This is a genomic window from Aeoliella mucimassa, from assembly GCF_007748035.1.
Classification (GTDB): Bacteria; Planctomycetota; Planctomycetia; order Pirellulales; family Lacipirellulaceae; genus Aeoliella; species Aeoliella mucimassa.
In genome coordinates this window covers 5,670,769-5,694,843 of record NZ_CP036278.1, presented here as the reverse complement: position 1 = coordinate 5,694,843, position 24,075 = coordinate 5,670,769, and the positions used below count along the sequence as shown (strand labels likewise).

The 24,075-nt window shown below is 58.8% G+C and carries 20 protein-coding genes and 1 tRNA gene; 14 read left to right on the top strand and 7 right to left on the bottom strand.

What is annotated here, in order from left to right; all coding sequences use genetic code 11:
- Window positions 1-14: 14 nt before the first annotated feature.
- From Pan181_RS22380 to Pan181_RS22370, 3 genes are all read right to left on the bottom strand, one after another.
- Entirely contained in the window at window positions 15-830 is an 816-nt protein-coding gene (locus tag Pan181_RS22380) for an ABC transporter permease subunit (protein WP_145250437.1), read from the bottom strand.
- A complete protein-coding gene (locus tag Pan181_RS22375; protein ID WP_197528603.1) occupies window positions 827-1,723 on the bottom strand; it encodes an ABC transporter ATP-binding protein in 897 nt (298 codons plus the stop codon). Before Pan181_RS22375 ends, Pan181_RS22380 begins: the two co-directional genes overlap by 4 nt.
- 153 nt (window positions 1,724-1,876) lie before the next feature.
- Complete coding sequence (locus tag Pan181_RS22370) at window positions 1,877-2,749, bottom strand: hypothetical protein (protein WP_145250431.1); 873 nt, start codon at window positions 2,747-2,749, stop codon at window positions 1,877-1,879.
- 293 nt (window positions 2,750-3,042) lie between these two features.
- On the opposite strand from Pan181_RS22370, the gene Pan181_RS22365 reads away from it, so the two are divergent.
- The 9 genes from Pan181_RS22365 to Pan181_RS22325 all read left to right on the top strand — a co-directional run bounded on the left by Pan181_RS22365 (window position 3,043) and on the right by Pan181_RS22325 (window position 14,056).
- Window positions 3,043-3,642: a DUF2513 domain-containing protein gene (locus tag Pan181_RS22365; protein WP_145250428.1), complete on the top strand. Its 600-nt coding sequence runs from the start codon at window positions 3,043-3,045 to the stop codon at window positions 3,640-3,642.
- A 187-nt stretch (window positions 3,643-3,829) separates the two neighbouring features.
- Window positions 3,830-5,374: a glycosyltransferase family protein gene (locus tag Pan181_RS22360; protein WP_145250425.1), complete on the top strand. Its 1,545-nt coding sequence runs from the start codon at window positions 3,830-3,832 to the stop codon at window positions 5,372-5,374.
- A gap of 36 nt (window positions 5,375-5,410) precedes the next feature.
- Window positions 5,411-6,301 (top strand): HAD family hydrolase, encoded by an 891-nt coding sequence (locus tag Pan181_RS22355; RefSeq protein WP_145250422.1) that lies wholly within the window; start codon window positions 5,411-5,413, stop codon window positions 6,299-6,301.
- Between the two features lie 228 nt (window positions 6,302-6,529).
- Complete coding sequence (locus tag Pan181_RS22350; protein WP_231943672.1) at window positions 6,530-7,774, top strand: glycosyltransferase family 4 protein; 1,245 nt, start codon at window positions 6,530-6,532, stop codon at window positions 7,772-7,774.
- A 78-nt stretch (window positions 7,775-7,852) separates the two neighbouring features.
- Window positions 7,853-9,589 carry an alpha-amylase family glycosyl hydrolase gene (locus Pan181_RS22345; RefSeq protein WP_145250419.1) on the top strand — a complete coding sequence of 579 codons (1,737 nt, stop codon included), beginning with the start codon at window positions 7,853-7,855 and terminating at the stop codon, window positions 9,587-9,589.
- A 207-nt stretch (window positions 9,590-9,796) separates the two neighbouring features.
- Window positions 9,797-11,017, top strand: coding sequence for a glycosyltransferase family protein (locus tag Pan181_RS22340; RefSeq protein WP_145250416.1), 1,221 nt, complete (start codon window positions 9,797-9,799; stop codon window positions 11,015-11,017).
- Window positions 11,018-11,140: 123 nt separating this feature from the next.
- Complete coding sequence (locus tag Pan181_RS22335; protein WP_231943671.1) at window positions 11,141-12,340, top strand: ABC transporter permease; 1,200 nt, start codon at window positions 11,141-11,143, stop codon at window positions 12,338-12,340.
- A gap of 188 nt (window positions 12,341-12,528) precedes the next feature.
- Entirely contained in the window at window positions 12,529-12,750 is a 222-nt protein-coding gene (locus Pan181_RS22330) for a hypothetical protein (protein ID WP_145250410.1), read from the top strand.
- 454 nt (window positions 12,751-13,204) lie between these two features.
- A complete protein-coding gene (locus Pan181_RS22325) occupies window positions 13,205-14,056 on the top strand; it encodes a DUF2716 domain-containing protein (protein WP_145250407.1) in 852 nt (283 codons plus the stop codon).
- A gap of 69 nt (window positions 14,057-14,125) precedes the next feature.
- On the opposite strand, the gene Pan181_RS22320 is transcribed toward Pan181_RS22325, so the two are convergent.
- Window positions 14,126-14,908: a class I SAM-dependent methyltransferase gene (locus tag Pan181_RS22320; protein WP_197528601.1), complete on the bottom strand. Its 783-nt coding sequence runs from the start codon at window positions 14,906-14,908 to the stop codon at window positions 14,126-14,128.
- A gap of 399 nt (window positions 14,909-15,307) precedes the next feature.
- A complete protein-coding gene (locus tag Pan181_RS22315) occupies window positions 15,308-16,282 on the bottom strand; it encodes a hypothetical protein (protein WP_145250401.1) in 975 nt (324 codons plus the stop codon).
- Between the two features lie 895 nt (window positions 16,283-17,177).
- Here Pan181_RS22315 and Pan181_RS22310 point away from each other — a divergent pair.
- The 4 genes from Pan181_RS22310 to Pan181_RS22295 all read left to right on the top strand — a co-directional run bounded on the left by Pan181_RS22310 (window position 17,178) and on the right by Pan181_RS22295 (window position 20,509).
- Window positions 17,178-17,250: transfer RNA gene (locus Pan181_RS22310), tRNA-Gly, on the top strand.
- A gap of 210 nt (window positions 17,251-17,460) precedes the next feature.
- Complete coding sequence (tig, locus tag Pan181_RS22305; RefSeq protein WP_145250398.1) at window positions 17,461-18,954, top strand: trigger factor; 1,494 nt, start codon at window positions 17,461-17,463, stop codon at window positions 18,952-18,954.
- A 198-nt stretch (window positions 18,955-19,152) separates the two neighbouring features.
- Window positions 19,153-19,809, top strand: a complete 657-nt coding sequence (locus Pan181_RS22300) for a ClpP family protease (RefSeq protein WP_145250395.1) — start codon at window positions 19,153-19,155, stop codon at window positions 19,807-19,809.
- A gap of 115 nt (window positions 19,810-19,924) precedes the next feature.
- Window positions 19,925-20,509, top strand: coding sequence for an ATP-dependent Clp protease proteolytic subunit (locus Pan181_RS22295; RefSeq protein WP_145250392.1), 585 nt, complete (start codon window positions 19,925-19,927; stop codon window positions 20,507-20,509).
- Between the two features lie 59 nt (window positions 20,510-20,568).
- On the opposite strand, the gene Pan181_RS22290 is transcribed toward Pan181_RS22295, so the two are convergent.
- Together Pan181_RS22290 and Pan181_RS22285 are read right to left on the bottom strand one after the other, a co-directional pair.
- Complete coding sequence (locus tag Pan181_RS22290; RefSeq protein ID WP_145250389.1) at window positions 20,569-20,958, bottom strand: hypothetical protein; 390 nt, start codon at window positions 20,956-20,958, stop codon at window positions 20,569-20,571.
- 136 nt (window positions 20,959-21,094) lie between these two features.
- Window positions 21,095-21,676, bottom strand: a complete 582-nt coding sequence (locus tag Pan181_RS22285; RefSeq protein WP_145250385.1) for a hypothetical protein — start codon at window positions 21,674-21,676, stop codon at window positions 21,095-21,097.
- Between the two features lie 267 nt (window positions 21,677-21,943).
- Between Pan181_RS22285 and Pan181_RS22280 the strand changes: the two genes are divergently transcribed.
- Window positions 21,944-23,983 carry an Hsp70 family protein gene (locus Pan181_RS22280; protein WP_145250383.1) on the top strand — a complete coding sequence of 680 codons (2,040 nt, stop codon included), beginning with the start codon at window positions 21,944-21,946 and terminating at the stop codon, window positions 23,981-23,983.
- The last annotated feature ends 92 nt before the right edge of the window (window positions 23,984-24,075 follow it).

The window sequence follows — 24,075 nt, the reverse complement described above, 5'->3', positions numbered from 1 at the left end:
ACGGGCGACTTACGCTAAGTCGTGCAGATGCTGCGGTGCGAAGTCGTTTGGCTCCCAGCAACCAGCCCGACCGTAGCAATCCCCAGTAACACCAGCACATCGCCGATGGGGTACTCTCCGTTCCCCATGATCACTGCCGGTCGGTAGTACTGCAGGATGCCGAGGAACGCGAACGGCTTGACTTCGTCCCACAACTGGGCAGCGAAGTTCAGCAGGAACGACACCAACACAATCGCGAATACGATGGCGATGGCATGCCCTCGCTTGCTCTGGAACGACGACACGCAAAAGCCGATGCCGCCGACCGCCAGATAAACGCATAGCATGTTCGACATGATCATTAGCGAGGTCATTGCGTCGGGACGCATATCTTCGGGCATGGCCGGCGAAGCCAGGCGGTGACCGATAAAACCGGTGGCTATCAGCACGACACCAGTGGAGATGAACACCAACACTTCGGTCCAATAGACTTGCCAGCGACTTACCGGCAAGCCCAACAGAAAATCGACCGTCGCCCGCTCGGTCTCCCCCGCTGGAAAGCGAGTCGAGACGCTAATCGCGTGATACCACAGCAGCGCCAGCACGATGGGGTGCACCCATAGCACGGCCGACATCGCCTGGGCGGTCATATTGTCGCCAAACTCGGTGCCAAGCAGCGCTTGCAGCATGGTCTTCGCGAGTGGGATACGGTCGAACACGCGGCCCATGTTCTCTTCCACTTTGGGAATGAGTACCGTGAGCAGGATGTTCACGCCGAACAGCCCCAGAGCAATCATCGCAGTGCCGAGTCGTACTTCGCGTAAGGTCTTGCCTAGCAGCCCGATGTTCATGGTGCGGCCTCTTCCGAGTGATACAGGTCGTGGAACAGGCGTTCGAGATCAGGCGGGCCGATGCGTATGTCGGTAAGCGGTTGCTGGCTGGCCCATTGCACCAAAGGGGGAGTCGCCCCCTGCAGTTCGCAGATGAGGGTGCTGCCGACCACTTCCAGTTGTTTGAGTATCGATGGCAACTCGATCTTCTCGATGGCCATCGCGCGGTCGTAGGTAAGCTCCACAATACGAGGTGCCTGCGCCCGGAGCGACTCCAACGAGTCGTCGGTCACTAGACTTCCCTGGCGGATGATCGCAACGCGGTCGCACAACGAGTCGACTTCGCTGAGCGTATGGCTCGAAAAGAACACGGTGCTCCCTTCGGCGGCCGCTTCCCGCAGTAGCTTGGCCAGCTCGGCTTGCATCAGCGGATCGAGCCCCGAGGTGGGTTCGTCGAGAATCAATAGCTTCGGGCGATGGGCCATGGCGAGCACGAGGCCGAGTTTCTGGCGAGTGCCACGCGACATCTTGCCCACGGTCAGCGTCGGTTCCAGCTCGAACCGCTTCGCCAGCTCCTCGGCTCTAGGTCGCAGGTCCACGCCCCGCACCCGCGATACTAACGTCGCTCCCGACTTCAGACTAAGCCAGGGGTACAACCGCAGATCGCCTGGCAGGTAACCGACCTGGCGTTTCACCTTGGCACTTTGTCGCCAGCAATCGAGGCCAACGATCTCGGCGGCTCCCTGTTGCGGTCGCAGAAACCCCATCAACAGTCGGATGGTAGTCGATTTACCCGCCCCGTTGGGACCGAGAAAGCCAAAGATCTCGCCAGGGCCAACTTCGAGGTCAACGTCCTGAATCCCCCGGCGAGAGCCGTAGCGGTGCGTTAACTTCGAAGTACGCAGGATGCTCATCGTCGGAGGCGGGGGGATAACGGCAGGCGGGTCAAACGTGGAGCTCCACCAGGCAAGACGCCCAACGATCAGCAACCACCCTTCGATTGTAGCGACGACCCCCATGCTCGACAAACAGCCCCAACTACCACGCTTTTCGCTCGGCAATGCCTGCTACTCGGGGGGCAGCATCACAAAATCGGCCGCGTCGATCACCACTCCCTGCCCGTTGCCCATGTAAAGCCGGGCCACGGCGGGACGACTCAGCTCGATGCGTGGCAGCTGCACGTCGGTCCGACCATCCTCCCAGCTATCGATCTTCAAACGCAGCGCCCGACCATCCACGAGCAACACGATTCGACCTGGCGAACGCTTCTCCGCCCGCTCGGAGGTGAAGAACATGACCTCGCCGCTGGGTACGGCGGGAAGCGTTTCGAGATCAACCTGGTCGCCGAAGGCGTCGAGCAACAAGGTGTTCTTGCCTTGCTTGGTGACCATCGGTGGACGAATCGTATGTGGTGGGAACAAGGTCTGAGCACCGCGAACCTCAAGCAATTGATGCACACCGCCATAAAACGGATCAGGCGTGGGGGGTAGCTTCGAGAGCGGCCCCGTCGGCTCGGCAACCGCGACTGGCATCTCCGGCACAACTGGCACCTCTGGTTCTGCGACCTTGTCAGGCGTGTCGAGTTCCAAGGGCTCCCAATCCTGTGGTTCCGGCTCGCTGCTAGCGTCGTACTGGATCATGGGCGAGCCACTCATCCCCGCCGGTGGGTCGAATCGCAGTTCCTCTTCCTCGGCGGTCGTCAGTGGTAAGTCCACCTCGGCGGTGGTCGGCAGCGAAGGCTCCGTTGCAGCTCTAGTGTCGTGGCCTGCGGACCGCTGCAGGGCTTCGCTAAGCAGTGTTTGCACCAGCATCACTCCCATGCTCGCCCTCCCCTGCGGGCGGGAGGGCTCGGGGGTACTCGGCCCGCCGGCCAGGGCGAACTCGGCTCGGGCAATCAGCACGCAAAGCAGGAACAGTACTTGGAATACGTTGGATTTCATCGGAACACCTCGCACGATGGTTGTTTTTTCGCGACCAGCGGGCGACGCATCGGCCCGCGATACCCCCTCGTACGCAGTCGCAGGCGAGGTGTTACAGGCGAGGGACCAAATTGCCCAATTTGTTTTCGACAGCGGCGATTTGCAGGGGTTTTCTCCGCACCCCTCGGCCGTGCTAGCACCGCGTGAAACGATCTTGCCCTGCGTGGGGAATGTCACGATGATGCCGCCTACTCGCTTCCCGTGGAGAGTTGGCGAGCGACCCATCTTGAGTGTGCGAATGGAGGTGCACCATCATGAAACGCGATATCGATTTATGCCGGCAATTGTTGTTCGACATCGAGGCCCAAGGGGCCGCTGAGTGCACCGCCAGCGTGCTACGCGGTAGCCTTACCCATGACACCGACGCGCGGGTGCGATTCCACCTGCGGTTGATGATCGACGCCGGCCTGGTCAAGGAAGTGCAACGCACGACGAGTGGGTCAGCCTGCTTGCGGCTCACCCACACCGGCGCGGAACTGTTGGAACTTTGCCGTAGCGACGCCCGTTGGCGCGAGGCCAAGACCGTGGTTCAAGACCGCACCGGCGGTCTCTCGCTCACCGCGATTCGCACTCTGCTCACCAAGTGGGCGGTCGAGTCGAGCACCTACGGCTACGCACGTGCTCCTCGCCGCACGTATCGCCCGTACTACCGCCGCGAAGAACCAGTGCGTTATAACACCGAATATCGCGAGCCCGAACGCGTGGAAGTGGAAGACGAACTGCGTTTGATTCGCACGATGCCCGACTATCGCGAGCGACTCGAATGGTTCGACTACGACTATTACTACGATCGCACCCCGGTCGAAACCAAAACTACCGAACCGAGCGTGCAACTACCCATTTACTTGGTGTAGGCCTTTCGGGCGAAAAACGCTGAAATCACACGGGGAACCTTCGACAAGAGGGTTCCCCGTTTTTTGCGCGGTAACCAAACGCTGCACCGATCGGCAATCCGCACCGCGACGAGTTGAACCTCCCCCGCAGATCGGCGATGATACATCGTAGTTCGATTCTCCACTTGCTGCCCAACTCGAATTGTCCATGCAGATTGTTTTCTCCCATTACCACTTGAATGCCGCAGGGGTAACGCAAGTTATCCTCAATCAGCTACGCTCGCTCGCTAGCCTCAAAGGCTCGTCCCGTCCCGAGCGGGTGGGGGTGCTCTATGGCGGGCGTCACGATGGTTGGCCCGACGCGGTTTGGAACGAGCTCGATGGCGGCAAGCTCGAAACCGTGCTGATGCCGCTGCCGACGCTCGACTACTCGCAACTCCCCACGCTGCGGGAAGAGGAACTGGCCGACGAAGTGGCCGAGCTTCTCGCGTCGCACGGGTTCATGCACGACAACACGCTGCTGCACCTGCATAACCATTCGCTCGGTAAAAACGTGTCGTGGCCCGGCGCGGTGCAACTGCTGGCAAAGCGAGGCTATCGTCAGCTGCTGCAGATTCACGACTTCGTGGAAGACTTCCGCCCAAGCAATTACCGTCATCTGGCGACCAGCTGGCACACCGACGATCCCACGCAGGTGGCCGCCAAGCAGTATCCCACCGCAGCCGGCATTCACTACGCGACGCTGAGTAGCCGCGACGAATCGATGCTGGCATCCGCTGGTATCGAAAGCCAGCGGATCCACCAACTTCCCAACCCCGTGGCCGAGTTCCATGGGCTGAGTAATCCCAAGTCGGTGGCCGAAAAGGTGCGCGACGAGTTGCAGATTCCACGCGACAGCCGCCTGGTACTCTACCCCGTGCGGGGCATCCGCCGGAAGAACCTGGGAGAACTGTTGCTGCACGCAGCGGTAAGCGAGCCGAACACCTGGCACGCACTCACGCTGGCCCCTACCAACCCGATCGAGATCCCTTCGTACGAGCGCTGGCAGCGACTCTCCGAATCGCTTGGGCTGCGCTGCTTGTTCAACGTATGCGGCGGCGGGTCCAGCCAGTTTCTCGATACCCTGGCAGCGTCCGACGCGTTGATCACCACCAGCGTCGCCGAAGGTTTCGGCATGGTGTATCTCGAAGCCTGGTTGGCCGACAAGTCGCTCGTTGGTCGCGACCTGCCGGCCATCACTTGCGACTTCAAGCAAGAAGGTCTGCAGCTCGACAACCTTTACGAAACGCTACAAGTGCCGCTCGATTTGGTGGGTGACCGCTCGAGCCTGGCCGAAACCTTGTTGCTGGCCTACGAGTGGGCGTGCGAGAGCTATGGGGTGCCTCCCACCTCGCGCGACGAAACCCTCGCGGCCATCGACACCTTGCTATCGAACGATACCATCGACTTCGCCTTGCTGCCGAGCCGGTTCCAGGAATTGGTGATTCGTCGTGTTGCCGTGGAGCCTGAGTTGTTACGCGAATCGATCGCTTCCGCGACTCACGAGTGCGATGCGGCTGTCATCGAGCAAAATGCCAAGCTCGCTCGCGAACACTACTCGCTGGCGGCCATTGTGGGCAAGTTGGCCAAGGCCTACAAGCACGTAGCCAAGGAGCCAGCGCCGCAAGCCATTCAGCCCGCCCCGCACGGCGCTCGCATTCTCGATCAATTCCTTCGCGTCGACCGCTTGCATGCGATTCGCTTCGAAGAGTAGCTCGCCTCACGACCACGACACTCATAGGAGCTACCGTTGCAGGCCATCGACATCATTCTTGAGAACAGCCAGCCGCTCGCGCCCAAGCCTACCGATACCGAGCCTGTGCTGCCGGAGCTTGATGGCATCCGCGCGGTGCTCTTTGATGTGTACGGCACGCTGTTCATCAGCGCGAGCGGCGACATTAGTCTCACCAGCGGTGCCAGCCGCGGCGATGCTGCCGAGCAAGCCTGTCAACAAGCAGGGCTGATGCTCACCACTGCGGTCGGCGACGACGTGGTGGCCGCCTTACACGCCGAAATCAAACGTCAGCACGCCGAGTCGGACTTCGAGTTCCCTGAAGTCGATATCCACGAAGTCTGGCGATCGGCACTCAAGACACTGCTTGAGCAAGGCTACATCGACTACACGCTGAAGGACCACGAAATCGAGCAACTGGCCATCGAGTACGAAACCCGCGTCAACCCCGTGTGGCCGATGCCCGGACTTAGCGACTGTCTGGCTTCGCTGCATGCTGCGGGGCTGCCGCTGGGGATTGTGAGCAACGCCCAGTCGTTCACCCGCGAGTTGTTTCCAGCGCTCGGCGGCGGCCCGCTCGACGAGCTTGGCTTTGACGCAGCCTTGTGCGTCTGGAGCTACGAAGAGCGGAAGGCCAAGCCGTCGCAATGGATGTACGAAAAAGTCTCCCGCGTGCTAACCGAACGGGGCATCGCGCCCGACACAGTGCTCTACGTCGGCAACGACATGCGTAACGACGTCGCTCCCGCTGCAGCGGTGGGATTCCGCACGGTGCTATTTGCTGGCGATGCCCGCAGTTTGCGACTTCGCGAGGGCGATCCGCTCGTCGAGGGGGTACAGCCGACAGCGGTTGTAACAGATTTACGGCAGATTCTCACCATTTTGCGGCTTGCCCCTCCGCAGCTGTAGCTTACATTTAACCAACTGGTGCGTCCCAGCTGGATGCCCAGCCAGCCGTTGCGTCGATTGCTTGCCGCTAAAGTCTGGTGGCAAGCATCTTCAGGCAGTATCGCAGCGACGCCCATCCCCAGGTTTCCCACCTGCCCTGGCGCGCGCAGTTGCCAAGGTGGGGTATTCCCCACGAACCCAGCAAAACATGCGAAAGCAATGGCATCCATAGGACACAACATTGGATTCGTGGGTACGCGCTTCGCCGGTACCGATGGTGTATCGCTCGAAGCCGCCAAGTGGGCCCGCATTCTGTGGGACCACCGCCACGTGAGTTATTGGTATGGAGGTAAGCTCGATACCGATCCCGATATCAGCATGCTCGTGCCGCATGCGTATTTCGGGCACTCCGACATTCAATGGATCAACAATCGCTGCTTTGGTCAGGTGACGCGTGATCCCGAAGTCACCCGTCGCATCCTGGCGCTGGCCGAGCATCTGAAGCGAACGCTGTACGACTTCACGCGCAAGTTCGATATCGAAATCATGGTGGTGCAGAACGCCCTGACGATTCCGATGAACATTCCGCTGGGGGTCGCGATCGCCATGTTCGTCGCCGAAACCGGCTTCCCGACCATCGCCCATCACCACGATTTTTATTGGGAACGCGATCGCTTTAGCGTCAACGCGTGCGGTGACCTCCTGCGTATGGCGTTCCCCTGCACCCTTCCCTCCATTCAACATGTGACGATCAACTCCGAAGCCCAGCGAGCGCTTTCGCATCGCCGCGGTGTGTCGAGCATCCTGGTGCCGAACGTGCTGGAGTTTGAAGTCGAGCCCGAAGGAGTCGACGATTACAACTCGGACTTCCGCGAGCAAATCGGCATCAGCAAGGACGACGTGCTGTTCCTGCAACCTACCCGCGTGGTACCTCGCAAAGGCATCGAGCATGCGATCTCGCTAATCGGGGCGCTTCGCGACCCTCGTTGCAAGCTGGTGATCTCGCACGAGTCGGGCGACGAGGGCAACGAGTACCTGCATGCACTGCAGGAAATGGCCGACCGCGAAGGCGTGGAGTTGCTTTACATTCCCGACCGCATTGGCGAAGAACGCGGCACCAACGAACGCGGCGAAAAGGTCTACCTGCTAGGCGACGCTTACGCGCACGCCGATGTGATCACCTACCCGAGTCTGTACGAAGGATTCGGCAACGCACTAATCGAAGCGTTCTACTACCGCAAGCCGGCGCTCGTGAATCGCTACTCGATTTTTGTGAGCGACATCGAACCGCGTGGCTTCGACGTGGTGACCATGAATGGCTACCTGACTCGCGAAGTTATCAACAAGGTGCAGCGAGTCATTAATGATCCCGAATATCGGGAAGAAATGGTTGAGACCAACTACTCCCTCGGCAAACGTTACTATAGTTACGCGGTGTTACGCCGCAAAATCCGTACGCTGGTTACCAATTACACCGGTATGGACGACATGTAGCGGCCACGCGCCCTTGCCTAACTGGTGCAAGCTAGGCACTATGTGTGGGGCGGTAATTCACAACGAATGGAATTCGTGATGTCGAACAATCCCGATGCGCCTACGTTTCTCGACCGTTTGCGGGTGCTGTATGGCGAGCGAGCCACTGAGATCGCTCCGCAGGTCGAAGCCCTAGTCGACGAGTATCGCACGTCCGACTCCGCAAGCAGCAGTGCATTGTGGTCGGAACGCGACGTGGTGCTGATCACCTACGCCGATATTCTGCGCAGCGAACAAGCATCGCCGCTGTCGACGCTGTGCCAGTGGATGGTCGAGCGAGGGCACGCCGAGCGGATCAACGTGGTGCATTTGCTGCCGTTTTGTCCCTACTCGTCGGACGATGGCTTTTCGGTAATTGACTACCTGGCGGTCGATCCCGAAGCCGGCACCTGGAACGATATCGCCAAGCTCGGCGAAGCGGTCGACCTGATGTTCGACCTGGTGCTCAATCACATCTCACAGCACAGCGAGTGGTTCCAAAAATACCTGGCCGGTGAGTCGCCGTACGATCGCTTCTTTGTTGAGGCCGATCCCACCATCGATTGGTCGCAAGTGGTCCGCCCGCGGAGTTTGCCGCTACTGACCGAAGTGCAAACGTCGCGCGGCCCGCGTCATGTGTGGACCACGTTCTCCGACGACCAGATCGACCTGAATTACGAAGAACCGGAAGTGCTGCTGCGGATGCTGCAAGTACTACTCGAGTACGCGAAGCGCGGCGCCCGCATCATTCGCCTCGATGCGATTGCCTTTCTCTGGAAAGAGCAAGGGACCAACTGCCTGCACTTGCCGGAAACGCACGAAGCCGTGAAGCTGATGCGCGACGTGGTCGCAGCCGCACTGCCAGGCACCATTCTGCTCACCGAGACCAACGTTCCCCACCAGGAGAACGTAAGTTACTTCGGCTCCGGCGACGAAGCCCAGATGGTGTACCAGTTCAGTTTGCCGCCGCTATTGCTCGACGCCATGACCAGCGGCGACGCAGTCTACTTGCGCAACTGGCTGGCGAATCTCGCTCCCCCGCCTGCTGGTTGCACGTTCTTCAACTTCACTGCCAGTCACGATGGCATCGGTGTCCGCCCGCTCGAAGGTCTGGTGCCCGACGAACGGCTCGAAGCGGTGGTTGCTGCGGTCCGTGCGCGCGGCGGGCGGATTAACACTCGTCGTCGCCCCGACGGAACCGATGCCCCCTACGAGTTGAACATCACCTACGTCGACGCTGTGTCGCCGACCACGGCCGACGAACCGGCCGAGGTCGAACTGCACGCTCGGCGGTTCCTCACCACCCAGGCGGTCATGCTGTCGCTACCTGGTATGCCGGCCGTGTATTTCCACAGCTTGGTTGGCACGCAAAACGATTACGCCGGCGTCGAGCAAAGCGGCATCAACCGCCGGATCAATCGCCATAAGTACGATCTGCCGGAACTCGAGCAACACCTCTCGGGCGACAACAGTCTGGCCGCTCGCATTCACCAAGGCTACGAGCAACTGCTCGCAGTGCGTACCGCCCATCCCGCGTTTCATCCCGAGGCCGCAATCACGCTGCTCGATACTTCGAGCGATGCGGTGCTGGCGGTCGAGCGAGTCAGCCTGGATGGGGATGAGCGCATCATCGCACTTGCGAACTTTGGGCCTGAAGTCACGCTTCCGCTCGCCGCGTTCGCCGGAACCGCGACTCAATTCCGCTCGCTGCTCGCTGACGACCCGTCGCTGCTGCCAGCCGATGGCTCGATCACGCTGCCCGCAGGTGGTTCGGCCTGGTTACTGGAACGTTCCTAGCGTTCCCATTTTCGTCGAATTGCTTGTGAACGCCGAGAAAAACGGCCGCCTCGCAAGCACATGGATGGGCAACCTGCACTAGCCGAATAGCCAGCCACCCTGGTTCTAGGATATAATGCCGTTTTGCGAAACTCCACTCTCGAGCACTACAGCACGTGGTGCCTTCGCGGTGAAGGTTACGGAAACTCAGCATAAGGAAGCCGACGCGTGCCAGACTTTTCTCAGTATGGACCGATCACCACCATCCACGAGTTAGGAACGGTCGACGCGGCGGAACTTGAGCACAAACTCAATGTCGCGGTCCGCGAGTTCCCGATCGGCCTGGTGCTGCCGATCACCGCGGCCGATATGAAGGCCGAGCCGTTTGCCAACATCGCTCGCAAGCTGGTCGACGCCAAGTTCATCGACTCGATCGTGGTCGTGCTCAATCGCACCACTTCGGCCGACGAATACAAGCAAACCTATTCGTTCACCGAGCAGCTCGGCGACCGCTGCCGCATCTTGTGGACCGATGGCCCGCGAGGGCAGCAGCTCTACCAGGAACTCACCGACGCAGGGTTCGATGTCTCGCGACCAGGTAAGGGACGCGCGGTGTGGACCGCGTTTGGCTACCTGCTGGCCGACCCCAAGATCAAAGCCTACGTGCTGCAAGACTGCGATATCGTGAACTACGATAACGACATGCTGATGCGGCTGTGCCTGCCGATGGCTCACCCGAGTCTCGACTTCGACTTCTGCAAAGCCTACTACGCTCGCTGCACCGACCGCATGCACGGGCGCGTTGCGCGTCTGCTGATGACCCCGATTACTCGGGCGATGATTTCGGTGCTGGGGAGCGACAAGTTCCTGGTGTTCGTCCGCAGTTTCCGTTATCCGCTAGCTGGCGAGTTCGCAGTGTCGTCGGCCCTCGCCCGCTCGAATCGCATTCCCTGCGACTGGGGGCTCGAAGTCGGCACGCTAGCCGAAGTATTCCGCAACACCTCGCCGAAACGGGTGTGCCAGGTCGACCTCGGTCGCGCGTACGAACACAAGCACCAACCCCTCTCGCTCGACGATCGCTCGCGCGGGCTGATGGGCATGGCGAGCGACATCCTCACCAGCATTCTCCGCACCCTCATGAGCAACGGCTTAGTCGTTACTCGCGGGCATCTGCTGTCGATCCGCAACAGCTACCTGCGGCTCGCCCAGGACGCCATTCGGCAGTATCATGCCGATGCGCTGATGAACAGCCTGGAGTACGATCGGCACGGCGAGGAAGAGGCCATCGAGGCCTTTGCCGAGCAGATTACCGCAGCTGGCGAGGCCGTGTTCGACGATCCCTCCGGCGCAATGGCCCTGCCGACCTGGACCCGTGTGGTTGCCGCCCTGCCCGACTTCCCCGCCCGGCTTCGCGAGATGGCCGACAAAGACCAGGCCGAGTACGTTTGAGCCGGCCGGTTTGCCGACCCGCGTTGCGGGCAGCACGCAGGGCGATTTCCCGGATGACACCCACGCGTCGGGCGATTAAGATAGCGGGAGCTTGGACAGCCGTTCCCCCGCCCCCTCCCCTGCTTGCCTGCTGTTTGTATGTCGAACCCAGCTGTCCCCCCCGTCCCATCGCGCGCTGGCAAGTCGCTGTGGAGCGATGCCTGGAGCAAACTCCGCCGCAACCGCCTGGCGATGTTCTGCCTGACCGTGCTGATGCTGGTCGGCCTGGGAGCGTTCTTCACCCCGCTGATTCCGCTACAGCCCTCCGACAACACGCTGACCGATCGCGACTTCGAACCGCCGCGGCTCACCAACGCTCCCGACGACAAACTCACGCTCACGCTCGATGAGATCCGCGCGGCCAACGACGAAGCAGCCGTGCTCGAACAAACGCTCTCCACGCTCGATAGTAGCGAAAAGAAAGAACGAGCCAAACTAAAGGCAACGATCCACGACATTCGCAACCGCCCGTACGTCGACGCGGGATTCACCCCGCACATGGGCGGGATCGCGAAGTTCCTCACGCGGATGCGATTGCGGATTTTCGGCGATTACTCCCTCCCCTCGCTGGCAGGGCGCGACAATCTGGGGCGCGACGTACTGAGCCGTATCTTCTGGGGCGCGCGAGTCTCGATCATCGTTAGCATCGTGGCCACCATGGTGTCGCTGCTGATCGGCGTTAGCTACGGTGCGGTCTCCGGTTACATGGGGGGCTTTATCGACGCGGCCATGATGCGAATGGTCGACGTGCTCTACTCGGTGCCATTCATCTTTGTCGTTGTGTTCCTGCTAACGCTCCTCGGCGAAGAGAAATCCAAGAAGCAACTCGGCGAGATGGGCATCGACCAAATCACCATCTTCTACCTGGTGGTCGGCGCCATCTACTGGCTCACGATGGCCCGCGTCGTACGTGGCCAGGTGCTCTCGCTCAAGAAAGAGCTGTACGTCGAGGCCGCCCGCGCCCAAGGGGCCGGCGAAGCCCGCATCATCCTCCGCCACATCGTGCCGAACGTCATGAGCGTGGTAATCGTGTACCTCACGCTTACCATTCCGCGCGTCATGCTGTTCGAAGCGTTCCTGTCGTTCCTCGGCCTCGGTGTCGAATCGCCCGACGTATCGTGGGGCATGATGGCCAGCGACGGCCTGGAGGTAATCAACCCGATCAAAACTTACTGGTGGCTCGTGGTGTTCCCCAGCCTGGCGATCGGCGCCACGCTGTTCGCCCTGAACTTCTTCGGCGACAGCCTACGCGACGCCCTCGATCCGAAACTACGGGACGCTTAGCAGCAGAATGTCTACCGGACTTCAAGGTTCACTTGGGGGAGAATTCTTTTATGCCTTGGTGGGGAATTCTATATGTGGTTTTCTACTTTGCTCTCACACTGATAGGTGACTACTTTCTGTTTGCCAAGCGAACGAGCACTACCTACTGGCTTTGCGAGTCGATGATACACCTTTCAGTCGGGTTCCTAATGATCAGCTATTGGGTTCCGTTGGTACTGATCGGGTGGAAGCCGGTCGCATTCACCCTGGCCCTTATTGCAATTGCTTGGGAAATGGTGACAGTTACTCTTGAGAAACGAAAAGAAACGGAGTCAACGAGCTACGCCAACTTGGCGGAAGTACTCATTACCATTGCATTGGTTGGCCCCGCCTACTACTTTGCCTGCGCTGGCACTTGGCCCTGGGGTTAGTTTCCGAAGAGGCAGAAGGCCAAATCGGCCCCCCACTCTTGCGGTAGATCCCCCCAAATGAGCCGAGCGTTTATTGCCCCCAAAGTACGGAAATCGATTCGTGGGGGCTTTATTATGATGGCACCGAGGGCGGTAGTATCGCGTTTCGCCTTTGTTTTCCGGTACTTCTTCACGTTGCGGAAAAACTCCCGTCGGGAGTAATGCCCCACCCCGATGAAAGTGGGGGCAAAACCATCGGGGTCGGAGCCCCCTACAGCCCAAAGCCTGCAGCCAAGTTGTCAAAGATCGTCGCACCAATCACGTGGTGGTGCACTGATCATTAGTGCACATCTAGTGGCCATTTTCAACAACAAAATGGAAAGGTCCACCATCGAACCGACTTAACAGTGAGGTTCGATTGATCAATAATCGAGGAAGAGACATACGGTTAATGAAAAATTAGGGTGACAAACTGATGCAAGCTTTCGACGGATTACGAATCGTCGACCCCAATGCAACCAAGTTGGATGCGATCAAATCGATTGCAGTTAGCGGAGGTTGCAATGCCCGACTTGCAGTATGTTTTTACATGCAGACGCTCTGCATTGTGGATTGGTCGGATAGGCATTTGCTTTGGCTTGCTCCTTGGGATGGCCATTGGGTGGTGTGTCTAAATGGGCCCAGGTTTTATTGCATTCGCAACGAAGATGATCTAAAGGGCTTCCTTACGCATTACCTGCAACTGATAAATGATGATCTGGAAGTTTCAGTAGTGCCAGGGCAACTGACTGATCGGTACGGCATAGTAGAAATAGCGCACTCAGAGTGGCACAATGCTGTTTTTCAGCGATTGAGTGAGGAATATTCCAAGGCGGGCTGGCACGAGCTCCCCGATGATGAGTCGGTAGAAGCGTGGAGAGGTGCGTCGGAGGCGGCCGAACGATTGCTTGGTGGTTCTAAGGTGCCGCAGTCATCCATGTCCTGGAACATTGAAGACATCGCGAACGGCGGCAATTTCACCGAACGTCAGCAAGCCTTGGTGTGCGATCTCGAACTAAAAGTGCTCAGGGCGATGAAACTAGTGGGAGACGGTGTTTGGATGGTGCTTGATTTTAACCATCCTTGTTATCGCGTGCACTCACATCGAGTTCCTGAAACCTTTCATCCTTGGCCAATTTCGTTGGTGCCAAACGATGATGAGGCAGTATTCATTGCTTCGGATTACTCTTGCGGCATACAAACAATGTTGCGGAAATCGATTACTGTGTTTGGTCAGCCGTTGCTGGACGTCCTAAGGAGTGACTTGCCCGACCTTCTTGCTCGCTGACCCCCGACTGCATTGGGGAACGAAGGTTTTATCGCGGCCCCAACGTGGCCTCGGCAACGCTTGCGACAGCTAAGCCCCGCTCGCCGATGAGCCGTCGGCCACCTTCCGCCCGCGAAGGCTATAGACAAGCGGTACGTCGTTGCCTTTGTGATCGAGATAGTAGCGGCCCGGTTCGCGCTCGACCAATCCCTCGAAGCAATTGTATGGGCTGAAGGGATACTCGCTCACGTGCTCCACCTGAATGCCGACCCCGATCAAGGCGTTGATCACACTCGACATGGGATGCGCCCAGGTTGCGAGCTTGGCGACTACGTGGTCGCCGTTCTCGACGTAGGTGCCTTCCTCGTCGATGTCGGGCACCGACCGCGTGAAGTACGAATAGCCCGCCAGCAAATCATAGATCGGGTGGAACTCGACCAGGTAAAAGGTGCCGCCAACGGCCAGGTTCGCTGCGACGACTTCGGCCCACCGCTGCAGATCGGGGAGCCAGCAGATGGCCCCATACGACGCATACACGATATCGAACGGCGCGTTGGGCGAGGTGCCGAAGCCGTACACGTCGGAACAGACGAAGCTTGCCGACAGCTCGACGCGCTCCGCCAACTCGGCGGCCTTTTGAATGGCCACTGGCGAGATGTCGACCCCCGTGCAAATCGCCCCCTTCCGGGCCCACGAAAGCGTATCGAGCCCGAAGTGACACTGCAGGTGAAGCAGCTTCTTGCCGGCCACGCCTTGCAACTTCGCCAACTCGATCTCCCGCAGCGAGGTAGCCCCCGCCACGAACCCGTCGACATCGTAAAACTGCGACTCGACATGCACCTGCACTCGCTGATCCCAGCCAACGCGGTTCATCTCAAAATATTGCGATTCGGAGTGCTCCATCCCCCAAGGCTAACAAGTTCCCGCAAGGCGCACCATCGCTCAGGCGGGCATGGCCGCGGTGCCCGAAGTAAGGGTGCCTAGCACGGACGCGTTGCGGGATTAAAGTGGGGCAGCATACGCAATTACTCTTACTCTGCGGCTAAAAACACAGCGTGTGGCAACAACTCCACCAGCAACCAGCGACGCTATCAAGACGAAAGTCGCCGATGTGGGTTCAGGAATTGCGGCAACCGAGGTGACCGTAGTGATCCAAATAGACAATTACTGCTGCCAAAATTTTTATCCCACAAAGAGCATGCTCAAGACAGAAAGGATGTCGTTAGCATGCAAACACATCAATCTCACTTCTGTCGCATACGATTCTCATCCTTAGGAACCTTGGCTCTGTGGTTCTGATGAGGTGCTGATCTCTTCCGCACCAGACCAAACGTGCTCAAACCACTTCTTGTACGAATCGTCTAGCCTCGACGACTCGTGGAAAACGAGCGCCGGTGTGTCACTAGATTTACGTCCTCGAATGTAGTTGACAACAAAGCACTCAGAGCCGCCTCCGCCTCTGTCAAACCTGTACATCCGAGCGTTTGGCATATAGTCAACAGTTCGAACACTTAAAGAACCTGTAGACTTACTTGATGCTGTGATCTTGCCACACTCAATTTGCAGTCCCCTTAGTGCCTCAAGCCCTAATTCACACTCTGCCTTTAATTGGTTTGAATCAGCTCCGTATTCAACTTCGTATCTTTTATAAAGTTCATCACTTGGTTCTGGTACGACGATTCGCACCTGGGATCCGTTACGTACAGCATTAAGAAGATGATCATCCCCGTCCAGAGCAGTACGATGAAAATTGAGCCCGACCATAGCGATGTTTGTGTACTCATCCGAAGCGGAGATAGATTTCCACACTTCATCAAGTATATCGTTTGAAAGTGGTTCGACGGATACTTCAACTACTGGACTGTCTGCTGCAAACATGGCAGGCACGGTGAACTCTGCGATGGGTTTCGCGAAGGCCAATACTAGACCAGCTAAGATTGGCATCACTGTCTTGAGCCAATTCATTCTTGCCTGTGCTCTCTCTCGTGCAGCGACATCCCCTGGCAGTAAGATTTCCTTGGGCATGGCACATACAATCGTGAGCCTACGCGTCTTACCAGAAGGCACTTCAAACCGAACAGTCCCGGTTTCACCATCGAGCTCAATCCGACCAAGATCGATACGCTCACCGTCGAAATGGACTTCCTTAACCTGAATCCCTGGAAGCTGCAAGAAGGGCACCCGCCAGCCCCCAACATCCGAATCGAAGTCTTTCGGCGTAATGCGTATAGTCTGGATTAGATCCATAAGCACATCCTCTAGTTATAAACAATCTGCAATATAACGCCGCTCGACACCCCAAAGCTTCCTGAGCCCGCCGCCCCGCCTCCTGCAATCATCCTATCCCCGGCCGGCAGGAGGCACAAACATGCGGACCGGGTGTCATTTGGGCAGGTTCGTGATCGGCAATCGGAGTCAGTTGGCCGTTGTTCAATTCCACCGCACCTCGCCGGATTTTGCTTGGAAATGGCCACCTAGTGCACTACCATACAGGTATCTCCATTCCTTATCCAATTAACTTACTCCGAATCATTCCTGCAGGTCGCCTCTCCGCTTATCGTTTCCACAGCTACGGGTTTCCTCCACGACTCTCCAGACGATTTCGAATCTCCAGACGACTACTCACACGACTCACTGCCAAGCCAGACGCCTCACGACGAGATCCACCTGTCAGCTTCCTGTTGAAATGCCCCCAGGGGCACAACGTTTTTCGACTTACGACCGATGACCAATTCGCAAACCATGACTGGATCGATAGTTACGTCGCTCGTCGGCGACGTAACAAATGCCCCCACTCATCGTTTTTCGCACCTTTGGGGGCAAAACACCGGCGGGCGGTTGGGCTGGGGTGGGTGGTTCGAGCGGGTTGGCGGGCTGGGAAACGAGGCTGGCGGGCTGGAAAACTGGATTGGCTGGTTGGGAAGTCGGGGGCAGCGAGAGAAACTTTTGAAGATTCGCGGGAGCGATGCTATCAAAGCGTGGATATTTGCCCCCGAGTGTGCCGAAAAAACCAAGCATCAAGGCGGTTTTCGTTATCGGGCGGCGGCCCTTGAAAGCCTGAAGGCTTGGCCTATAATCTTGTGTTCGGCGTGCAAGTGGAAGCCATATCCTGTAGGTTTTCGCCGGCAGCTGCCGACCCAATGCGGGTGTAGCTCAGTTGGTAGAGCACAACGTTGCCAACGTTGTTGTCGTGGGTTCGAATCCCATCACCCGCTCTTGTCGGCCCCAAAAGGGCGATGTACCCCATCGCCCGGTAGTTCCGGGTCGACACCCCAACGAGCGGCCCGCGCTACCTTTCATCGAGGGGTGCGGGCTGTAATAGTTTACGGGGGAAGAAAAAATCAGTCACATGGCCACGGATGCACCGAGGGCGGCGCTTGTCCTCGCGAAATGAAGCACCGGGCCGAGAGAAAAAGGTGCCTCGCATGTCGGACGAAACTCAAGATCTGAACGAAGAAACTGGTGCCACCGCGGCCGAAGAAACGCCGAATCTCGATTTGGTGGTCAACATCGAATCGCCTAGTGCGTGCGAACGTCACGTGACGGTCACCGTATCGCGGGCCGATATCGACCGCTACTTCGACGACGCTTTCAGCGAACTGGTCCCCTCGGCCAGCGTGCCGGGCTTCCGCGTCGGTAAAGCTCCCCGCAAGATCGTCGAGAGCCGCTTCAAGAAGGAAGTCTCCGATCAAGTGAAGGGCAGCCTGCTGATGGACTGCCTGGAGAAAATCGGCGAAGACAAGCACTTTGCCGCAATCAGCGAGCCCGAAATCGACCTGGAAGCGGTCGAAGTGCCCGACACCGGCCCGATGACCTTCGAGTTCGACATCGAAGTACGTCCTGAATTCGAGATGCCGCAGTGGAAGGGCCTGTCGATTACTCGTCCCATGCACGAGTTCACCGACCAGGACGTCGACGATCAGCTCGAAAGCATGCTGACCCGCTACGCCCAGCTGGTTCCCTCGAAGGAGCCCGCCCAAGTTGGCGACTACGTCACCCTGAATCTGAAGACCAGCTTCGAAGGCAAAACCGTCGAGCAGGAAGAAGAGATCATCGCCCGGGTACGTCCGGTGCTGAGCTTCACCGACTGCGAGCTGGAAGGCTTCGACAAGCTGATGGAAGGGGCCAAGGCCGACGACAAGAAGACCGCCCAGGTTACCCTGAGTGCCGATGCTCCCAACGAAGAGCTGGCTGGCAAGACACTCGATATCGAGCTGGAAGTGCTCGAAGTCAAGACGCTCAAGCTGCCTGAAATGGACGAAGACTTCCTGCAGGAACTCGGCAACTTCGAATCGGAAGAAGCCTTGCGGGATGCCATTCGCCAGAACCTCGAACGTCAGCTCGAATACAGCCAGCAAAAGAAGGCTCGCGAGCAAATCACCGCGTTGTTGGTCGAATCGGCCGACTGGGATCTGCCACCAGGGCTGCTCAAGCGGCAAAGCGCTCGCGAGTTGGAGCGTGCGATCATGGAACTGCGTCGCAGCGGTTTCAGCGAGTCGGAAATCCGTGCCCGCGAGAATCAGCTTCGCCAGAACAGCAACGCGAGCACCGCAACTGCTTTGAAAGAGCACTTTATTCTCGAGCGGATTGCCGAGGACGAAGAGATCGAAGCCGAAGAGGGCGATTACAACCAGGAAATCTTCCTGATGGCCATGCAAAGCGGCGAGTCGCCCCGTCGGGTGCGTGCTCAGCTCGAAAAGCGTGGTTTGATGGATGTGCTGCGGAACCAGATTGTCGAGCGCAAGGTACTGGCTGTGGTGCAGGAAAACGCCGAATTCCAGGACGAGCCCTACGAACCGCAGTCGCGTGACACCGTGGAAGCCATCAACGTCGCCGCTGGCGGTGCTGGTGAGATTCACGAAGCGGTCGAAGCGAAGAAAGAAGCAGAAGCCGAACCAGGCGACGACACCAAGGAGTAAGGTGCACCAGAGGCCCGAGCGCCGTTTTTGCCGCAGTCTGCTCTATCGCTAAACAGAGCTTTTGCGGTACGTTGGAGAGGACTCCCCAGCATGGCGCTCCTATAATTCCTCTGGGTACACCGAGTGTGCCCTCTGGCGAACAGCCAGAATGCCGCTAGAAGAACATAAGCCAAACGCATTTCGCATAAAGGACTGGCGATGAATCTGCCATTTGGACCCCAGGGCGACTCGTTCGCAAGCCACGCCCGCCAGCCGGAACTTTCGTATCGCGACTATCAGCGTCAGCGTCAAATGACGCTCGGCGATCTGCTACTGGAGAATCGCGTGATTTTCCTGCAGGGCGAAATCTACGACGGCAACGCCAACGACCTGGTGATGAAGCTGCTGTACCTGCAGAGCGAAAACCGCCGCAAGGACATCCACTTCTACATCAACTCGCCCGGTGGCAGTGTCACCGCGACGCTGGCAATCTACGACACCATGCAAATGATCACCTGCCCGGTGGCCACCTACTGCGTTGGTCTGGCAGCCAGCGGTGGTGCGGTGCTCCTGGCCGGTGGCGAAAAGGGTAAGCGATTTGCCCTGAAGCACTCGAAGGTCATGGTTCACCAACCGCACGGCGGTGTCGGCGGCCAGGTGTCGGACATCGAGATTCAGGCTCGCGAAATCATCAAGACTCGCGATCTGTTGGATCGCATCATGGCCGATCACACCGGCCGGACCGTGGAAGAAGTGGTGAAGGAACGCGATCGCGACCGCTACTTCTCGGCCGACGAGGCGGTTGAGTTTGGCCTGGTCGACGAGATCATGACCAAACCACCCACGCCCGAAGGCGAAGAGGACGATGACGAATAGCCGAGGAGTGACCTGCGAGCGGTGCGGCGTTTGAGTCGTGCCTCGCAAGTCATGAATCTTCCATCCCCAACAGTTCATCGAAACCGAATCCACCAAGAGTGCACAGGACGCCCCCATGCCACTAATTCCTTACGTTATCGAGAAGAGCGGCCGCGAAGAGCGGGCGATGGACATCTACAGCCGGCTGCTCGCCGATCGCATCGTGATCCTGGGCTCAGCCATTAACGACGAGGTGTCGAACAATATTGTCGCGCAATTGTTGTTCCTGCAATCGGACGATCCGAAGGCCGACATCCACCTGTACATCAACTCGCCTGGCGGGAGCGTCACCGCGGGCCTGGCGATGTACGACACCATGCAGTTCATCAGCTGCGACGTGGCCACCTACTGCATTGGCCAATGTGCCTCGATGGGTGCGGTGCTACTGGCTGCGGGTGCCGAAGGCAAACGCCACGCGTTGCCGAATAGCCGCATCATGATCCACCAGCCGCTGGCTGGCATGGAAGGTACCGCCGAGGACATCATGATCCACGCCGAAGAGTACCTGAAGACCAAGAAGAAGCTCAACACGATCCTGGCCAATCACACCGGCCAGACTCTTGAGCAGCTCGAGAAAGACACCGATCGCGACAAGTTCATGAGCGCCGAAGAAGCGGCCGAATACCGCATCATCGACAAAGTGATCGAGAGCATGGAATAAGCCCCGCCTGAATGGCGGACTCTTATCGCAGAGCGAAGCTGGGTCGATCCACGTATTGGCTACAGCAACGCCTGAATCTGGCGAACACCTACCTGCAAGCTGAGGATCACCAGCCATAAGCTACTGCCGAGGTCCGTTAAACGGAACCAAGGGGGGGCCACTGGCATCCACAGCGTTGCATGGTGCATCGTAGCGCCGGCAAACAAGCCGTAGAGCAGCAGGTAGACCAGTACGTTGGTCGTGGTTGCCAGCAACCGCAACTGCAGCGGCACTCGCTGCGGAATCGCGAGCGTCGAGCCGAGCATCAGCAGGCCGACGCCGACCATCACTGGCACCATCGTGACGAACTGAGCCGCAGTCACCAGCGCCAGCCCACCTCCGAGTAACCAGGTAATGGCCGAGGGGGGAAGTTGCTGCAACGTGGTCGGTAAGGCTTGGTCGTGGTTCATACCCCCCATGTTGATTAGCCGGCGACTGCAGGTAAACCAGTCGAGAAAGCAAACTTCCGAAAACGTTTGCGGTGTCGTGCTGGTTGTAGCAATCGAGAAAGCTAGGCGAGCGATGCCTGCCTGGCGATCCGCCTGATCAGGTAGCCAGCTGGCCCGCGAGCCAGACTAGCCCGAGCAGCATGCCGAGGCCGAGCACAAGCCAGAGCAGGTTCGCGAGCAACGCGTTGCCGCCACCGGACTTCCGCTTCCGGCGACGCCGACGCACCGCTGGCTTGATGGCTGGCAGCTCGGGCGTTTGGACCGCCGGAGCGGCTGCAGGTTGCGATGCAGCGGGTGTTGCTGGCATCGCTGCAGGTGCAGCGGCTTGCGGCTGTGCGGCCTGCTGTTGCTTCGCCGCCTTGGCTTTCGCCTTGGCCTTGCGAGCAGCGAGTTGCTTGCGGAGCTGGGCATCGTACTCGCGTTTGCGGTCCGGATTCAGCAGACGAACCCGGGCCTTGGAGAGCTCGTTGAGCAACTCCTGCGAGTGCGAAGCGTACCGCCCAGCGGCAAACGACTTCACGTGGGCCATCTGCCGATCGGCAGCGGTCGCGATGACGTCGGGGTCCTGCTCGAGCAGCGTTAGCCCGAGCAGCCGATAGCAATTCGGCGGTTGCTCGGCCGGAGGGATTCCGAGCCACTTATGATACGGATCGAACTGAGAATCGTTGGGCGTGCTCATCGGCTCCGACCATTCACGCTAATAGGTAAAACCGACCTGATTGTTACGATCGACTCCACCTGATTAACTCCGACCGTTTTATATCGTGCTATATCGCTGATCCCCCTGTAGTTATAGTAGCTAGAGAGGCAACAGGTCGCAACGAGTACTTCACCACAACGCGAAACCAAACGCTGTTTGCAGGGTTGCATGGCAGTGTTCGTTGGTTCTTATCCAAGCATCACCGAAGGGTGACAAGCGAGACTCGGAAGCAGAGAGTACAGGCAAATGGCAAAAATAATTCCTGTAGGAATCGACCTCGGCACAACGCTGTCGGCTGTCAGCTATATCGATAGCGACGGCAAGACGCAGATGATCCGTAACACCACCGGCGGTGTACTTACGCCTAGTGCAGTGCTGTTCGACGACGACAACATCATCGTCGGTGCGGCCGCGTGGGAAGCCGCGGCCGAGTTCCCTGGTCGCGTTGCCGAGAATGCCAAACGCGACGTGGGAGCTGCCAGCTATCGCCATAAGATCGTCGGTCAACAGTATCCTCCCGAAGTGATTCAAGGCTGTATTCTTCGTCAACTCCGTCACGACATCATGTCGGCCGTCGGCGATAGCTTTCAGGCGGTCGTCACGGTGCCGGCTTACTTCGACGAAGCTCGTCGCAAGATTACCGCCGACGCAGGAGCGATGAGCGGGCTGCCGGTGCTCGACATCGTGAACGAACCAACGGCCGCCGCGTTGGCGTTCGGCGAACGCCTGGGGTATCTCTCGCCCGAGGGGGCTCCCGAGGGGGAGATGAAGCTGGTGGTCTACGACCTGGGTGGCGGTACCTTCGACGTGACTGTGATGGAGCTCGCGGCCGGCAAGGTGCGAACCCTCTCGACCGATGGCGACTACGAACTCGGTGGAATCCACTGGGACGCCCGCCTTGCGGAGTACGCCGAAGAGCAGTTCCGCAAACTCTATCCCAACGCCCGCGAGTTCGACGATCGCGACCATATTAAACTCGCTCGTGCTGCGAGGGCGGCGAAGCACGATTTGTCAGCAGTGCCAGCAACGACTCTGCGGTTTACTTTGGACCAACACGAATTGAAGCTGCCGGTAACGCGGGATCTGTTCGAGTCGCTGAGTGACGATCTGGTGGAGCGGACCGTGTTCACCACGAATCAGGCGCTGCGGGCGGCAGGGCTATTGTGGGATGATATCGACCGCTTGCTGCTCGTGGGTGGATCGACTCGGATGCTCGCGGTACGTAGCGCGCTGCAAAAAAACTCGGGCCTGGTGCCCGACGACGACGTGCATCCCGACGAAGCGGTGGCTCGCGGCGCGGCGGTCTATTGCCGATATCAGATGGGCGTGCGGGGGATCAGCGATGCCATTCCGAAGCTTCGCGTGACCGATGTGAACTCGCATGGATTAGGCATCGAGGGAGTGAATCAAGAGACCATGCGGGTGCAGAACGTGACGGTCATCCCACGCAATACTCCGCTCCCCTACACGGTAACGCGTCAGTTCGTCACTAAGACCGACAATCAACGAAGTATCAAGATTCAGCTGCTGGAAGGGGAGAGCTCGCTGCCCGATCAATGCTCGCCGCTCGCCTCGGCTGGTATTAAGCATTTGCCGCCAGGCTTGCCGAAGGGGACACCCATCACGGTCACGTACACCTACGACACCAGCGGTCGGTTGTCGGTCAACGCGTCGGTCGAAGGCCTCGGCGACGAAGCGAAGATTGAACTCGACCGCGTGCGTGGTTTGCCAGCGACACGCATCGACCGCTGGAAGAAAGTCATCTGCAGAGATGGTGGCTACCAAGACTTTGAGGAAGCGGTCGCGTCGATGCTAATCAGCGACGACGTTTTGCATTCTGGCACCGAGAAACAAAAGCTGGAACCAGATAAACCAGTCGAACGTAAGCGGCCAAACCTCGACCCAGCTGTCGAAGTTGGCGCTCCGCAAGCGGCCTCCGAACGACTCTGGGCGCAGGCCCGCGGGCAGAAGGAGGCAGCATCAGCAAAAAACGCCAAGCCGACGGAGACGAAGTCGGCCGCGAGCAGTACCAAAGCAAAGTCACAAGACGACGACACTTGGCCTCCGCAGTCGCAGAAGAAAACGCCGGCGAAGAAGCCCAAAGCCAAGAAGTCGTCGAGCAGCGATTCGAGCTCCGGCATCGCTCGCTACGTGCTGGCCGGCATCCTCGGGGCGTGGATCTGCTACTACGGAGTCTGCTTGGTGTGGCCGCAGATGAACCTGCTCGGCTTGCCGTTGCCGGGAGTCTCGGAGCAAGCCCCATCCCCATCGTCGACAGGACCTTAATCGAAACTTAATTTAGCAACACGTTCGGAAGTTGGCAGCCGCCGCGTCGCGACGGTATGATCTTGGGCTTTCCATTCCCTATCCACCCTGCC

Excerpts from the sequence above, each read along its gene's own strand:
- Pan181_RS22315 (WP_145250401.1), bottom strand. The coding sequence starts at position 16,282 with ATGGATCTAATCCAGACTATACGCATTACGCCGAAAGACTTCGATTCG.
- Pan181_RS22280 (WP_145250383.1), top strand. The coding sequence starts at position 21,944 with ATGGCAAAAATAATTCCTGTAGGAATCGACCTCGGCACAACGCTGTCG.
- Pan181_RS22360 (WP_145250425.1), top strand. The coding sequence starts at position 3,830 with ATGCAGATTGTTTTCTCCCATTACCACTTGAATGCCGCAGGGGTAACG.
- Pan181_RS22345 (WP_145250419.1), top strand. The coding sequence starts at position 7,853 with ATGTCGAACAATCCCGATGCGCCTACGTTTCTCGACCGTTTGCGGGTG.
- Pan181_RS22375 (WP_197528603.1), bottom strand. The coding sequence starts at position 1,723 with ATGAGCATCCTGCGTACTTCGAAGTTAACGCACCGCTACGGCTCTCGC.
- Pan181_RS22370 (WP_145250431.1), bottom strand. The coding sequence starts at position 2,749 with ATGAAATCCAACGTATTCCAAGTACTGTTCCTGCTTTGCGTGCTGATT.
- Pan181_RS22365 (WP_145250428.1), top strand. The coding sequence starts at position 3,043 with ATGAAACGCGATATCGATTTATGCCGGCAATTGTTGTTCGACATCGAG.
- Pan181_RS22300 (WP_145250395.1), top strand. The coding sequence starts at position 19,153 with ATGAATCTGCCATTTGGACCCCAGGGCGACTCGTTCGCAAGCCACGCC.
- Pan181_RS22380 (WP_145250437.1), bottom strand. The coding sequence starts at position 830 with ATGAACATCGGGCTGCTAGGCAAGACCTTACGCGAAGTACGACTCGGC.
- Pan181_RS22325 (WP_145250407.1), top strand. The coding sequence starts at position 13,205 with ATGCAAGCTTTCGACGGATTACGAATCGTCGACCCCAATGCAACCAAG.
- Pan181_RS22330 (WP_145250410.1), top strand. The coding sequence starts at position 12,529 with ATGATCAGCTATTGGGTTCCGTTGGTACTGATCGGGTGGAAGCCGGTC.
- Pan181_RS22320 (WP_197528601.1), bottom strand. The coding sequence starts at position 14,908 with ATGAACCGCGTTGGCTGGGATCAGCGAGTGCAGGTGCATGTCGAGTCG.
- Pan181_RS22290 (WP_145250389.1), bottom strand. The coding sequence starts at position 20,958 with ATGAACCACGACCAAGCCTTACCGACCACGTTGCAGCAACTTCCCCCC.
- Pan181_RS22295 (WP_145250392.1), top strand. The coding sequence starts at position 19,925 with ATGCCACTAATTCCTTACGTTATCGAGAAGAGCGGCCGCGAAGAGCGG.
- Pan181_RS22285 (WP_145250385.1), bottom strand. The coding sequence starts at position 21,676 with ATGAGCACGCCCAACGATTCTCAGTTCGATCCGTATCATAAGTGGCTC.
- tig (WP_145250398.1), top strand. The coding sequence starts at position 17,461 with ATGTCGGACGAAACTCAAGATCTGAACGAAGAAACTGGTGCCACCGCG.